Annotated in this window: 13 protein-coding genes; 6 read left to right on the top strand and 7 right to left on the bottom strand. The window is 62.1% G+C overall.

Annotation, left to right across the window (positions count from 1 at the left end):
• Nucleotides 1–43 precede the first annotated feature (43 nt).
• Nucleotides 44–1,252: an acyl-CoA dehydrogenase family protein gene (locus ACFPWW_RS13640; RefSeq protein ID WP_377312046.1), complete on the top strand. Its 1,209-nt coding sequence runs from the start codon at nucleotides 44–46 to the stop codon at nucleotides 1,250–1,252.
• A gap of 73 nt (nucleotides 1,253–1,325) precedes the next feature.
• Here ACFPWW_RS13640 and ACFPWW_RS13635 read toward each other — a convergent pair whose 3' ends face one another.
• Nucleotides 1,326–2,543, bottom strand: coding sequence for an SfnB family sulfur acquisition oxidoreductase (locus tag ACFPWW_RS13635; RefSeq protein WP_377312045.1), 1,218 nt, complete (start codon nucleotides 2,541–2,543; stop codon nucleotides 1,326–1,328).
• Nucleotides 2,544–2,852: 309 nt separating this feature from the next.
• Between ACFPWW_RS13635 and ACFPWW_RS13630 the strand changes: the two genes are divergently transcribed.
• On the top strand, nucleotides 2,853–4,181 hold the full coding sequence (locus ACFPWW_RS13630) for an LLM class flavin-dependent oxidoreductase (RefSeq protein ID WP_377312044.1): 1,329 nt from the start codon (nucleotides 2,853–2,855) through the stop codon (nucleotides 4,179–4,181).
• Here the strand turns inward: ACFPWW_RS13630 and ACFPWW_RS13625 are convergent.
• A complete protein-coding gene (locus tag ACFPWW_RS13625) occupies nucleotides 4,178–4,954 on the bottom strand; it encodes a class I SAM-dependent methyltransferase (protein ID WP_377312043.1) in 777 nt (258 codons plus the stop codon). The two genes, ACFPWW_RS13630 and ACFPWW_RS13625, sit on opposite strands and share 4 nt — an antisense overlap.
• A 174-nt stretch (nucleotides 4,955–5,128) precedes the next feature.
• Here ACFPWW_RS13625 and ACFPWW_RS13620 point away from each other — a divergent pair, with 174 nt between their 5' ends.
• Nucleotides 5,129–6,046, top strand: a complete 918-nt coding sequence (locus tag ACFPWW_RS13620; protein WP_377312042.1) for a LysR family transcriptional regulator — start codon at nucleotides 5,129–5,131, stop codon at nucleotides 6,044–6,046.
• Here the strand turns inward: ACFPWW_RS13620 and ACFPWW_RS13615 are convergent.
• From ACFPWW_RS13615 to ACFPWW_RS13595, 5 genes are all read right to left on the bottom strand, one after another.
• Nucleotides 6,033–6,362, bottom strand: coding sequence for a DUF6665 family protein (locus ACFPWW_RS13615; RefSeq protein ID WP_112756115.1), 330 nt, complete (start codon nucleotides 6,360–6,362; stop codon nucleotides 6,033–6,035). The genes ACFPWW_RS13620 and ACFPWW_RS13615 overlap by 14 nt on opposite strands.
• 19 nt (nucleotides 6,363–6,381) lie before the next feature.
• A complete protein-coding gene (locus ACFPWW_RS13610) occupies nucleotides 6,382–6,534 on the bottom strand; it encodes a hypothetical protein (protein WP_377312041.1) in 153 nt (50 codons plus the stop codon).
• A gap of 135 nt (nucleotides 6,535–6,669) precedes the next feature.
• Nucleotides 6,670–7,311: a ThuA domain-containing protein gene (locus ACFPWW_RS13605; RefSeq protein ID WP_112572404.1), complete on the bottom strand. Its 642-nt coding sequence runs from the start codon at nucleotides 7,309–7,311 to the stop codon at nucleotides 6,670–6,672.
• Nucleotides 7,312–7,329: 18 nt separating this feature from the next.
• On the bottom strand, nucleotides 7,330–8,433 hold the full coding sequence (locus tag ACFPWW_RS13600) for a Gfo/Idh/MocA family protein (RefSeq protein WP_112704467.1): 1,104 nt from the start codon (nucleotides 8,431–8,433) through the stop codon (nucleotides 7,330–7,332).
• 31 nt (nucleotides 8,434–8,464) lie between these two features.
• On the bottom strand, nucleotides 8,465–9,664 hold the full coding sequence (locus ACFPWW_RS13595; RefSeq protein WP_112572400.1) for an ROK family protein: 1,200 nt from the start codon (nucleotides 9,662–9,664) through the stop codon (nucleotides 8,465–8,467).
• A 263-nt stretch (nucleotides 9,665–9,927) separates the two neighbouring features.
• Between ACFPWW_RS13595 and ACFPWW_RS13590 the strand changes: the two genes are divergently transcribed.
• From ACFPWW_RS13590 to ACFPWW_RS13580, 3 genes are all read left to right on the top strand, one after another.
• Nucleotides 9,928–11,196, top strand: coding sequence for an extracellular solute-binding protein (locus ACFPWW_RS13590; protein ID WP_377312328.1), 1,269 nt, complete (start codon nucleotides 9,928–9,930; stop codon nucleotides 11,194–11,196).
• Nucleotides 11,197–11,295: 99 nt separating this feature from the next.
• Nucleotides 11,296–12,219 carry a carbohydrate ABC transporter permease gene (locus ACFPWW_RS13585; protein ID WP_112756156.1) on the top strand — a complete coding sequence of 308 codons (924 nt, stop codon included), beginning with the start codon at nucleotides 11,296–11,298 and terminating at the stop codon, nucleotides 12,217–12,219.
• Nucleotides 12,220–12,298: 79 nt separating this feature from the next.
• Nucleotides 12,299–13,096, top strand: a complete 798-nt coding sequence (locus ACFPWW_RS13580) for a carbohydrate ABC transporter permease (protein WP_112572501.1) — start codon at nucleotides 12,299–12,301, stop codon at nucleotides 13,094–13,096.
• The last annotated feature ends 16 nt before the right edge of the window (nucleotides 13,097–13,112 follow it).

The raw sequence follows: 13,112 nt of genomic DNA, 5'->3' as shown, positions 1-13,112 counted from the left end.
CGGCCCCCGCCGGCCCCATTTCCAGAAACCGGAGTTTCATTCCATGAGCCAGTCCAATGTCGTCTTCGCGACCAATCGCAGCACGACGCGAGAGGACCTCTTTGCCCGTGCCGAGGATATCGCGGCCGATCTTTCCAGCCGCGCCGCCGAACTCGACCGCGAAGGCCGCCCGCCGCTTGCCGAAATCGTCAAGCTGAAGAATGCCGGCCTGCTGAACGCCCTGCATGATCAGAAGATCGGCGGCGGCGGGCTCGACTGGGTGGACGGCCTGCGGCTCGTGCGCATCCTTGCACGCGGCGAAAGTTCGATCGGTCAGCTGCTCGGCTATCACTTCGTCAACAGCCAGTATGTCTACTGGGCGCTTGAGGAAGCCCGCGCCCATGCGCTGGGTTCCGAAACCGTTTCGAAAAACCTCTATTGGGGTGCCGCCGTCAATCCGCGTGATCCGGGCCTCGTGCTTACCCGTCGCGGCAACGGCTATGTGCTGAACGGACGCAAGTCCTTCTCCACCGCTGCCCATGTCTCGGACTACATCAATGCCAATGCAAGCCTTGGCGACAAGATCGTCGGCTTCGCCGTCCCGACCAACCGGCCCGGCTATCAGGCAAATGACGATTGGGACAATTTCGGCCAGCGGCTCTCCGACAGCGGCAGCGTCGAATTCCACGATTTCCCTGTCTATGAGGAGGATTTCGTAGGCGCGCCGGCTGCTCCCGATGCCGCCCCGCCGGTGCTTTCCACCTTCAACACGCCACTCATCCAGCTCGTCTTCGTCAATTTCTATCTCGGCAGCGCCGAAGGCGCGCTCCAGGCCGCGATCGATTATGTGCGCACGACGACCCGACCGTGGGTCACGTCCGGCGTCGAGCGGGCTGCAGACGATCCCTATATCCTCGAACGCGTCGGTGAATTCACCGCCGCGTTGAAAGCTTCCGTCGCCCTGGCGGATGTCGCGGCGGCTGCCGTTCAGACAGGGCTTGCAAAGGGCCATGCCGTCACGGCGCGTGAACGCGGCGAGGCCGCGGCCGAAGCTTACGCGGCCAAGGTGCATGCCACCCACGTTTCGCTCGACATCACCTCCCGCGTCTTCGAACTGACCGGCGCACGCTCCACGGCGGAAAAATACCGCTTCGACCGGTTCTGGCGCAATGTGCGCACCCACACGCTGCACGACCCGGTCTTCTACAAAGCCAAGGAAGTCGGCGAATTCGTGCTGAACGACAAGATCCCCGAAGTCAGCCTCTACAGCTGACACCCTGGAGGATGGACGAAAAGGAACCCCATTTCCGGTGACGGAAATGGGGTTTTCAGTTTGAGGAGAAGGTTCAGAGCGCGCCGTTCTTCGGGGGGATGATGCGGTTCAGATGGTAATTGCCGACAACGTGGTACTTCCAGCGCACGGGATCGTGCAGCGTATGGGTACGCGCATTGCGCCAATGCCGGTCGAGATTGAGCTCGGCCTTGACGGCGGAGGTTCCGGCAAGTTCGAAGAGCGTATTGGTCGCCTCGATGGCGATTTCGGTGGTCAGCACCTTGGCAGCGGCGACAGCAAGCGTGGCTTCGACGACGGTCTTTTCCGTCGTCTCGATCTGCGCCGCATCGACCTTGCGGCCGGCGCGTTCCAGCAGCGCCGTTGCAGCGTCCAGCCGGATGGCGATCTGCCCGATCTTCGAGACCGTCAGCGGATCGTCGGCGGCGCGTTCCACGCCGCTGTCCATCCACGGGCGCGATTTGGTTCGCACGAATTCGAGCGTTTCGGCAAACGCTGCCCGCGCGATGCCAAGATCGATGCCGGCATGGACGATCTGGCCGACGGAGCCGATCGTCGTCGGCCGCTCGAAGCCTTTGTGATGGCGGACGACGGAATCGGCGTGGACATAGACATTGTTGAGGACCGTCGTGCCGCTGCCCGTCGTACGCTGGCCGAAGCCGTCCCAGTCGTCGATGATCTCGACACCCTCGGTTCCCTTCGGCACGAAGGCCATGACTAGCCGGTCTTCCTCGTCAAGCGCGAAGACCGTGACCCAGTCGGCAAACAGGACGCCCGTCGAGTAATATTTCGTGCCGTTGATGCGATAGCCGGGACCGTCCCTGACGATGCGGGTATTGTAGTGGCCGACGGTCTTGGTGCCGCGCTCCGAAAGAGCATTGCCGAAACGATCGCCGGCAAGTACCCGGCCGAAGAAATAGCGCTTCTGCTCCTCGCTGCCGTCGGTGCGCAGAGCCTCCAGAATGTAGAAATGGTTTTGCGGGATCTGGCCGATCGAGCCGTCGGCTTCGGCCAGAATTGCGGTCACTTCAGCCAGTACGGCATTCGCGACATCGAGCCCGCCATATTGCGCGGGAACGGCAATTGCCAGCAGGCCGGATTGCGCCAGCGTGTCGAGTTCGGCGAAGGGCAGCCGGCGCTCCGCGTCCCGCGTGGCGGCCGTGGCGGCAAACTGCCTCGCAAGCCTGCGTGCGGTTTCAAGCGCTTCCTCATCGCTGGCAATGCGGGCGGCCACGGGCCGGATCTGGTCTTGTTGCCTGAGCACGGTCGTCATTAATCTCTCCAGTTCTGACCGTGATATGGGTGAAAGAAATCGACACGGGATGTAAGATTATAAATTCTATAGATGTGATGGAAAATGAAACGTGCTTGCTTATCGAATGCGCGGGCCGGCAGCTAACCTCTGCCCCTATCCATTTCACCGGGAATTGACCGTCCTGCCGATGAAATCGCCGCCGGAAAAAGCCAAGCCAATCTCGAATAGCCGCGTGCGAACGCCTACCTAGCCCTATGTATGCGTCATTCCGGCATCAGCGTTCAGCAGGGGCAGGCGGCCGCTTCGCCCCGATCCATGAGGAAAAACATGACCCGTTCACGGCAGTTGCGCCTCGGCGCCTTCATGCGTCCCGTCAGCCTGCATACTGGCGCATGGCGCTATCCCGGTTCCTATCCGGATGCCAATTTCAATTTCGCGCATCTCAAGTCCTTCGCGCAGAAGCTTGAGGCCGCGAAGTTCGATGCCTTCTTCATGGCCGATCACCTGGCGGTGCTCAATATGCCGGTCGAGGCGCTGAAGCGCAGCCATACCGTAACCTCCTTCGAGCCCTTTACCCTGCTTTCGGCGCTGGCCGCCGTCACCGAGCGGATAGGGCTGGCAGCAACGGCGTCGACGACCTTCGACGAGCCCTATCACGTCGCCCGCCGCTTCGCTTCGCTCGATCACATCAGCAATGGTCGCGCAGCCTGGAACATCGTCACCACATCCAATCCTGACGCTGCCTTGAATTTTGGCCTCGACGAGCATGTGGAACATGGCGAGCGCTACAAGCGGGCGCGGGAATTCTACGATGTCGTCACCGGCCTGTGGGACAGTTTTGCCGATGACGCCTTCATCCGTGATCGCGAGAGTGGAATTTATTTCGATCCCGAAAAAATGCACGTGTTGAACCACAAGGGTGAAGAACTGAGCGTGCGCGGGCCGTTGAACATTGCCCGGCCCGTTCAGGGCTGGCCCGTCATCGTGCAGGCCGGCCAGTCGGATCCCGGCCGCCAGCTGGCCGCCGAAACGGCGGAAGTGGTCTTCTGTTCGCCGCGCGATCTCGACGGTGGCAAGGCGCTTCATGCCGATATCAAGGGGCGGATGCAGGCTGTCGGCCGCAACCGCGACCATCTGAAACTGCTTCCCGCCGCTTTCGTGGTCATCGGCGACAGTATCGAGGAGGCGCGCGCCAAGCGCCTCGCCCTCGACAGCCTCGTTCACTATGACAGTGCCATCGCCTCGCTGTCGATCGCGCTCGGTCATGATGCCTCCGGCTTCGATCCGGATGCGCCGCTGCCCAAGGATATTCCCGATACCAATGCCAGCAAGACGGGCCGCGCCCAGGTCATCAAGCTGGCCCAGGAGGAAGGTCTCACCGTCCGCCAACTCGCCCAGCGCTACGGCGGTTATTCCGGCCTTGCCTTTGTCGGCACGCCCGCAAGCATTGCCGACGAGATGGAGCGCTGGCTGGACGAAGAGGGCTCCGACGGTTTCAACGTCGTCTTCCCCTATCTGCCGCAGGGGCTCGACGACGTGACCGCGCGCCTGGTGCCCGAGTTGCAGCGCCGTGGCCTGTTCCGTAGGGAGTACGAGGGCACGACGCTGCGCGAACATCTCGGCCTGCCGCGGCCGGAGAACCGTTTCTTTCGCTAGGGCCTCGCGACGATCAGGCGCAGCGAACCTTCGAAGAAGGGCTGTGTGCGCAGATGCCCGTAGCGTGCATCCCATGTGCCCTCCTTGAGATCGCGGCCGAGTTCGGCCGCGAAACGCTCGCCGACCGAGGGATCGACAAAGCTCCAGGCCGAGTTGGCAAGCCGCGCGCCGGGATCAAGCATAAGTTCGGGCCGGCCGTAATAGGCCTCGCCGAACCCATCGACGCAGGTCAACGGGATCGGCACCGGCAATATTTCGACAGTGCCGCCGAGATGATAGGCAATGGTCTGCATGGCCGGATAGCGGCTCGCCTCGACCGCGATCATCTCGGGCGCATAGTCGAACAGCCACGACCGTTTCAGTTCGTTGGGATCGCAGCTCAGGACCAGCACTGGGCCGCGCGAAACGCGGCGCATTTCCGTGAGGCCGGCCTTGAGATCCGACCATTGATGCACGGTAAAGGTCGCCATGCTCGCATCGAAGGATTGGTCGGCGAACGGCAGTTTTTCTGCGGCCGCATCGATCGCTTCCGGCAGATGCGCCGGTCGCTGCGCACGCATCGAGGCCGAGGGTTCCACAGGCGTGACCTTCCGGTCGATCGGCTCGTAGGAGCCGGCGCCGGCGCCGACATTCAGCACGGTCTCGGCATTGCCGAGGGCGGCGCGGATGAACTCGGCGATATGCGGGTCGGGCTGGCGGTATCTGGTGTAGTTCCTGCCGATCACGCCGTAGTTGGCGTCACCTGCACTTCCGTCACTGTGTCTGCTATTCACGGTCAATCTCCATGATTCTTTCAAAAGGCAAAGTTTCTTCATTGCCGGAGCGCGTTGCAGCCCGGCGTTTGTTGTTCCTGAAATGGCATTCGGTAATTCGACGGCTGCAAGAAACACTATGGAACACAGCCTGAAAACCGATATGATCGAACAAAGATTGTTCGGAAAACGCACATGGCTCGCCGTATCCCATCGCTCAATGCTCTTCGCGCTTTCGAGGCGGCCGGTCGTCTCGGGCGCATGACGCTTGCTGCCGATGAGCTCAACGTCACCCATAGCGCCGTCAGCCGCCAGATCCAGCATCTCGAAGATGTACTCGGCGTTCCCCTCTTCGAAGGACCGAAGAACAGGTTGCGTCTGACCGAGGCCGGCACGACGCTGCTGTCCGGCCTCAATGCCGCTTTCGATCAGATCGACACTTCCGTCCGCGCGGTCGCCGATACCGGGGACGGTGCGCTCGACGTGTCCTGCCCCGGAACGTTCACCATGCGCTGGCTCATTCCGCGGCTCTACCGGTTCCAGGCGGAATATCCCGATATCGAGGTGCGCCTGACCGCCTCCTCGCGCCCGGTGGATTTTGCCCGCGACAGTTTCGATGTCGCCATCCGCGTCGGAACCGCGCCCTGGCCAGCCGGGGCGGAGGTCATTCCGCTTTTTCCGGAGCAGACCGGTCCCGTCCTGTCCCCCTCGCTCGCCGAGACGGTCGGCTCGCGTTTCACCGGTGCGGCCCGGCTTCATACCCGCAGCCGTCTGCGCGCCTGGGGCGATTGGCTCGCGCGCTCAGGCGTTGCCGCCGAAGCGGGCGGCCGCGTGGAATATGAGCATTTCTATTTCATGCTGGAGGCAGCCAATGCCGGGCTCGGCGTCTGCGTCGTGCCCTGGCCCTATGTGACGGATGATATCCGCTTTGGCAGACTGGTGGCGCCGCACGGCTTTCTGGAAAGCGGTCATGAATATGTGGCGCTGCGCCGTGCAAGGCGAAACCGCAAATCCTCGCTCTTCTGCGAATGGCTGGAGAAGGAGGCACGCGCATTCGCCGTCTCGCATCCGGCGCCAGCCGCAGATCATCGGGCGGCCGTTATTTCCGGATGACGCCAACCCGCGCCAGCACCTCGCTGGGGATGCCGTAGCGCTGGATAATATCCTTGTTGTTGCGCAGCCCGCAGATCTCACGCTGAACGAACAGCCCCCAGACGGCGTCGGATGCTTCGTTGACCAGCGCCTCCCGCTGTTCGGCACTGTGGCGATCGGGGTTCCATGCCTTGAGAGCCGCGAGCGCCGCTTCAACCTTCAGCCCGTTTCGTCCCAGCGAACTCGCGCGCTCCGACATGAGTTCGTATTCGAGCACGTTCACCCCGCCTTCGGCCGAAAAGGACTGCCTGAAGGATTGCGGCGGGCGAAGGCTCATCGCAGGCTCCCTTTGCGGCTTACGGCGCCGGGGCGCCGGTGACCTGGAAATAGGCCCAGGCGGCGGCAAAGACGAGGATCACCACGGCGATGATCACGAGCTTTCGGATCATCGGATTGGGGGCTTTCGGTGGAGGCTTCGGCTTGCGAAACTTGATAACGTTGTCGCTCATCGTCTTGCTGTCTGGTTCAATCCTCCGACAGCACTATCGCATATCGGCAGGGTTTGGCACCCGTGTTATGCGCAAATATGCACTTTTCGTTCGACGCTGCCGGCCGCAAGCCGGCAGCGTCCGGATATCGGAGCGTCAGCGGGCCGCCCAGTTGGCGCCGCGGCGGAAGATCGTCTTCATCTGCGGAACTTCGAATTCCTTGGCGACATGGCCGAGCGAGGAATAGAAGACGCGGCCCTTGCCGTATTTGCGCTTCCAGACGACCGGCATGGTCACGCCGTCGATCCAGTAGGCATGTTCGCCGGTGAAGGTCGTCGTCGCCAGCACCTCGTTCGAGGGGTCGACATGCATGTAATATTGCTCGGAATTATAGGGGAAATCGGTGATCCCCTCCATCAGCGGATCGTCCGGGCGGGTGATGTTGACCGTGTAGTTGATGATATTGCCCGGATGGGCAACCCACTGGCCACCGATGATGAACTGGTAATCGGTGGATTCGCGGAAACTGTCGCCGGCGCCGCCGTGATAGCCGGCAATGCCGACGCCGCTTTCGATCGCCGCAGCAAGGTTCTTTACCTCTTCCTTCTCGATCTTCGACATGGTGATGACGGGAACGATCAGGCTCAGGTCGTGGATCGACGGATCGGCGAAGGCCTCCGTGCTGTGTTCCACATAGACCTTGAAACCGTCTTCTTCGAGCATGTCCTTGATGATTGCGGCGCATTGCTCCGGTTCGTGGCCGGCCCAGCCGCCCCAGACGATCAGTGCTTCACGCATGTCTATTCCTCCTGAAAATTACTTGCCGAGCAGTCCGTCGACGAGGGATTGAGAAAGCGGAGCAGGGCGCTCCGTTGTCGTGGTGAGCGTTACCGTGCTGCCGGTGTCGGATGCCTTCTGGAAGGCTTCCATGACTTCGAGCACGTGCAGCGCCAGATCGCCGTTTGCGCGATGCGGCCGGTTCGAGCGGATCGCGTGGGCGAGGTCGGCCACGCCGAGCGAACGGTAGTTGCCGTCGGCATAGGGCAGGGTCACGGGCTGATCCTCGAACTGGCCGCCCTTCTTCAGATATTCGACCGGGCCGGCAAATCGGTTCGGATCCGGCACGATCAGCGTGCCTTCGGTACCGTAGACTTCGAGCGGCACGTGCTTGTGACCGGCGACATCGAAGCTCATGCCGATCTGCACGACAGCGCCATTGGCGAAAGCCATGACGCCGGCGACATGGGTCGGCACGTGCACGGGGATGCGCTCGCCGTTGCGCGGCTCGCTGGTGATGACGCGCTCGTTGCGCGGCGTAACGGCAAAACCGGCAACCTTCGCGACCGGGCCGAGCAGGTTGACGAGGTCGGTGATGTAATAAGGACCCATGTCGAGCATCGGGCCGCCGCCGACTTCATAGTAGAAGGCCGGATTGGGATGCCAGCGCTCGTGGCCGGGGCACATGAACGTGGCCGTGCCGCCGACCGGAATGCCGATAACACCCTCGTCGATCAGGGCGCGGGCCGTCTGGTGGCCACCACCGAGGAACGTGTCGGGGGCCGCGCCGATGCGCAGACCCTTGGCCCTGGCGGCATCCGCCAATTTTTTCCCTTCCGCGAAATTAATCCCGAGCGGCTTTTCCGAATAGGTATGCTTGCCCGCCTCCAGCGCCTGCAGGCCGACGGCGACATGGGCCTTCGGGATGGTCAGGTTGACGATGATCTCCACCTTCGGATCGGCCAGGAGTTCATCGACCGTCCTGGCCTGCAGGTTGAATTCGCCGGCCTTTGCCTCGGCGAGTTCGCGGTTGAGGTCCGCCAGTCCGCGGATGTCGAGGATCGGAAACGCCGATGTCATCGCCTTGAGATAGGCGCCCGAAATATTGCCGCATCCAATGATGCCGATACCGACTTTTTCCATCATATCCTCCGATAATTGCAGGTTCCGCGCGTCAGAGCGCCGGCCCTGTGGTGCTCCAGGGCGATTCGTAGAGTTCGTAGAGGGCAACGGCGGCCGCGCCCTGTGCCCAGAAGTCGTCGCTCGAATCGTCGAAGACGAGTTCGCTGACGCCTTGCAGGGAAGGGGGAATGGCCAGCGCATAGGCATCCCGCAGGCTGTTGAGGAAAGGCTCGCCCAGCGCAAGCGAGGAGCCGACCAGAATGACGCGCGGCGGGGCAAACAGCGTGACGATATTGGCGATCGTCAGCCCGACCGCCTCGCCGGCGCGCACGGCGGCTGCGATCAGCCGGTCGTCGTCGGCCTGAATCAGCGCCTGCACATGCGTCATGCCGCGACCGAGGCGCACCGCTTCGGCAAAGCGCCCGTCGGCCTGCTGTTCTCCGAGAATGGCGCTCTCGCCGGCCTGGCTGGAAAGCCTGACCACGCCCTGCTGGCCCATGCCGAGAACGAGGTCGCCGAGATTGTGGCTGAGGCCGCCGGCGCCGCGGAAAAGCTGGTTGTCGTGCAACACGCCAAGGCCGAGCGTCTGCTCCAGCGAGATCAGCACCATGTCTTCAAGGTCGCGGGCTTTGCCGAACCAGTGATGGCCGAGCGTGATGGCGTGCGCGTCGCTTTCGATGATTGTCGGCGTCGACAGTCGGGCTGACATTTCTGCAGCAAAATCAATGTTGACTTCGCGGAATATGGGGCTCGAGCGGATGTGGCCCGTGCGGTGCTCGATGACGCCGGGCAATGCCAGGCAGATACTGTCTATGTCGTCGAGCGACAGGCCGATGTCGACGACGCAGCGCCGCACGCCATCCTCGATGAGGTCGGCAATCACGGCAATCGGCTGCCGATCGATGCGGATCGGCAGCACGAGCTTGGAGAGCACGTCACCGCGGAAATTGGTGACGACGAAGATCATGCGGCTGGCGGCGATCTTGGCTCCGACCACACGTGCGGCATCCGGATTGACCTCCAGCATGACGCGCGGCCTGCCGCGCACCGCCTCGTTGCGGATATCCCCCTCGTGAATGGGCAAAATGAGCCCGTCATCGAGCAGCGAAGCGGTGATGGCCGAAACGGTCGTCGTGGACAATTCGGTGCGTTCGCTGATCTGGATACGGGAGATCGGGCCGTTGCGCCGGATCGTATCCAGCACGCTCAAGCGGTTGATGGCACGCATCAATTCAGGATCGGCAGTCTTCATCGTCTCGTGCGGGCACCCAAACCCTGTCATTCGGCCCGACGATTTTTTTCGTGAGGCAAATTAAATCGATCTTGTTGTAGAACTGATTTTCGCAATCGCGCAACACAAATTTCCATAATTGCATCATTTTGCGCAGCTTCTGCCGCTTTTTCGGGCAGGGTATTGACAGAAAGAGAAAGGCTGCGATTATTTAATCCGGATACAGAAATAAAGCGCCTCGGGAGGAGTGCCAAGTGCTGACCATCAAAACTCATCGCATCAATATGATTTCGGCGATCGCAATCGCCGTCGCCGGCTACTGCGCGTCGACGGTAACGGCTGCCGCCGACACGACCATTCGCTGGCTCCATCTGGAGCAGGTTCCGGGCACCCTCGCGGTGTGGAACCAGCTCGCCAAGGACTTCGAGGCGAGCCACCCCGGCGTAAAGGTCGAACTGCAGTTCCTCGAAAACCAGGCCTTCAAGGCCAAGCTTCCGACGCTGCTGCAGTCGAACGAAGCGCCGAGCTTCTTCTATACCTGGGGCGGCGGGGTGCTGAAGGCGCAGGCCGAGACCGGCATGCTGCGGCCGATCGATGCCGCGCTTGACGCCGATGGCGGCGCATGGCGCAACGGCACGAGCGCCGCCACGATCGACGGCATGACCTTTGACGGCAAGGTCTGGGCAGCGCCCTACAAGACCGGCCTCGTCTCCTTCTTCTACAACAAGGAGCTGTTCAAGAAGGCCAATGTCGATGCGTCGCAGATCAAGACCTGGGGCGATTTCCTCAACGCCGTGAAGACGCTGAAGGCAGCCGGCATCGTGCCGATTGCCGGCGGCGGCGGCGACAAGTGGCCGATCCATTTCTATTGGGGCTACCTTGCCATGCGCGAAGCCGGCCATGACGGTTTCGAGAAGGCCAAGGCCGGCGAGGGCGACGGTTTTGCCGGTGAGGCCTTCGTCAAGGCCGGCGAGCATCTTGCCGAACTCGGCAAGCTCGAGCCCTTCCAGAACGGCTATCTCGGGGCCACCTGGAACGATGCGCTTGCCGCCTTCGGCGACGGACGCGCCGCCATGCTGCTCGGCTTCGAGAACACCAACGACACTTCGCGCGCCAGCTCGACCAGCGGCAAGGGCCAGCCGGACGACAATATCGGCCGCTTCCCGTTCCCGGTCGTCGAAGGCGCTCCGGGTCTGGCAACCGATTACCTCGGCCGCCTGAACGGCTGGGTCGTCACCAAGAATGCGCCTCCGGAAACCGAAGAATTCCTGAAATTCCTCGGCAATCCGGAAAACCAGAAGCTGCTGGCCCAGAAAACCGGCATCATTCCGGTCGCCAAGGGTGCGGCCGATGGTGTGCAGAACCCGCTTCTGAAGGACAGCGCCGTCGCGCTCGATCAGGAGACCTGGCACCAGAACTTCCTCGATCAGGATCTCGGCCCCAATGTCGGCGGCGTCGTCAACGACATGACGATGGAAATCGTCTCCGGCTCCACGTCGCCGGCCGATGCCGCCCAGCAGATCCAGGACGCCTACTCGCTCGAAGCGAAGTAAGCGACCCGCCGGCGCTCGCATGAGCGCCGGCTCCCTCTCACTCGCGGCGCAGTCGCGAATCCGCCCGAGGAGTCCCAGAGACCGATGAGCGATACTTTCATGTCAGCAAATGTTGCAGGGACGAGCGCCAAAGTGGCTCCGCGCCGGCACAAACGTTCGCTGGCCCACAGCAAATGGCCGGTACTGATCCTTTTCCTGCCGCCGGCATTGATGCTTTTCACCCTGCTCGTCATCGTGCCGATGGGCGAAGCCGCCTGGTATTCCTTCTATAACTGGAACGGTTACGGCGACCCGACGCAATGGGTCGGCTTCCGCAATTACCAGCTTATCTTCCGCAACGGCGCCTTCACCCAGGCGCTCATCAATAACGGCCTGATCGTCCTGATCTCGCTCCTGGTGCAGATCCCGCTGGCGCTATGGCTGGCGACGATGGTCTCCACCAAGATCAAGGGCGCGCTGTTCTTTCGCCTGATCTTCTTCCTGCCCTATGTTCTCGCCGACGTTGCCGCCGGCATGATCTGGCGCTTCGTCTATGACGGCGATTTCGGCCTCGTGGCCGGCATTTCGCACCTGATCGGCATCGAGCCGCCCTTCTGGCTCGCCGATCGCAATGTCGCCATGTACGCCATTCTCGGCGTCATCGTCTGGAAGTATTTCGGCTTTCACATGATGCTCTTCATCGCCGGTCTTCAGGCGATCGACAAGAGCGTGCTGGAAGCCGCCGATATCGACGGGGCGACCGGCTGGCAGAAGTTCCGGCACGTCACATTGCCGCTCCTCGGCTCCACCGTTCGCCTCTCCGTCTTCTTCGGCGTCGTCGGCTCGCTGCAGCTCTTCGACATGATCATGCCGCTCACCGGCGGCGGTCCGTCGAACTCGACGCAGACGATGGTGACCTTCCTCTACAATTTCGGGGTGACCCGCATGCAGGTCGGTTTCGGCAGCGCCGTCGGCGTCGTGCTGTTCGTGATCTGCGTCACGCTCGCCTTCAGCTACAAGCGGATATTCATGCGCAATGACTGATATCTCGACCGCACCCCCCATCGACGCCGCGACGGCCAACAGTTCCGGCCGCAAGGTCCGCACGGGCACGCAGATCTATATGTATGTTTCGCTGCTGATCGTCGCCGGCCTCGTCGTCATCCCGCTGATCAGCACGGCGCTCGGCGGCTTCAAGACGCTCTCGGACCTGCGCGGCAATCCCTTCGGCCTGCCGACGGAATGGCAGTGGAGCAACTATATCGACATTATCGTCAGCCATCGCTACTGGCTGCAGATGGGCAATTCGCTGCTGATCGCCCTGCTCACCGTCTTCCTGACGCTGACGCTCGGCGCCATGGCCGCCTTCTGCTTTGCCCATATCCGCTTCTTCGGCTCCACCTACCTGGTCAACTATTTCCTGATCGGACTGATGTTCCCGGCAGCGACCGCGATCCTGCCGCTCTATATCCGCATCCGCGATCTCGGCCTTCTCAATACCTATTGGGGCGTCGTGCTGCCGCAGGTGGCTTTCGGGCTCGGCATGAGCATCATGCTGTTCCGCAACTATTTCCGGAACCTGCCGTCGGAGCTCTTCGACGCGGCTTTCGTCGATGGCTGCGGCTACATGCGATTCTTCTGGCACATCTCGCTGCCGCTCTCGCGCCCGATTGTCGCCACCGTCGGCATCATCTCCTTCGTCGGCAGCTGGAACAGCTATATCGTGCCGCTGATCATGCTGAATTCGGAAAGCCTTTATCCCTGGCCGCTCGGCATCATGGTCTACAGAGGGGAGTTCGCCACCGACTGGCACCTCATCCTCGCCTTCATCACGCTGACCATCCTGCCGACCATCATCGTCTTTTTCCTTGCCCAGAAGCACATCATCGCCGGCCTGACCGCCGGTGCGGTGAAGTCCTGAGCCCGCATTCGGAGGC

The sequence above is a fragment of the Rhizobium sp. GCM10022189 genome (genome assembly GCF_042656325.1).
Lineage (GTDB): Bacteria > Pseudomonadota > Alphaproteobacteria > Rhizobiales > Rhizobiaceae > Rhizobium.
Note: the sequence above shows the minus strand (reverse complement) of the source record. Positions and strands in the feature narration are given on the sequence as shown.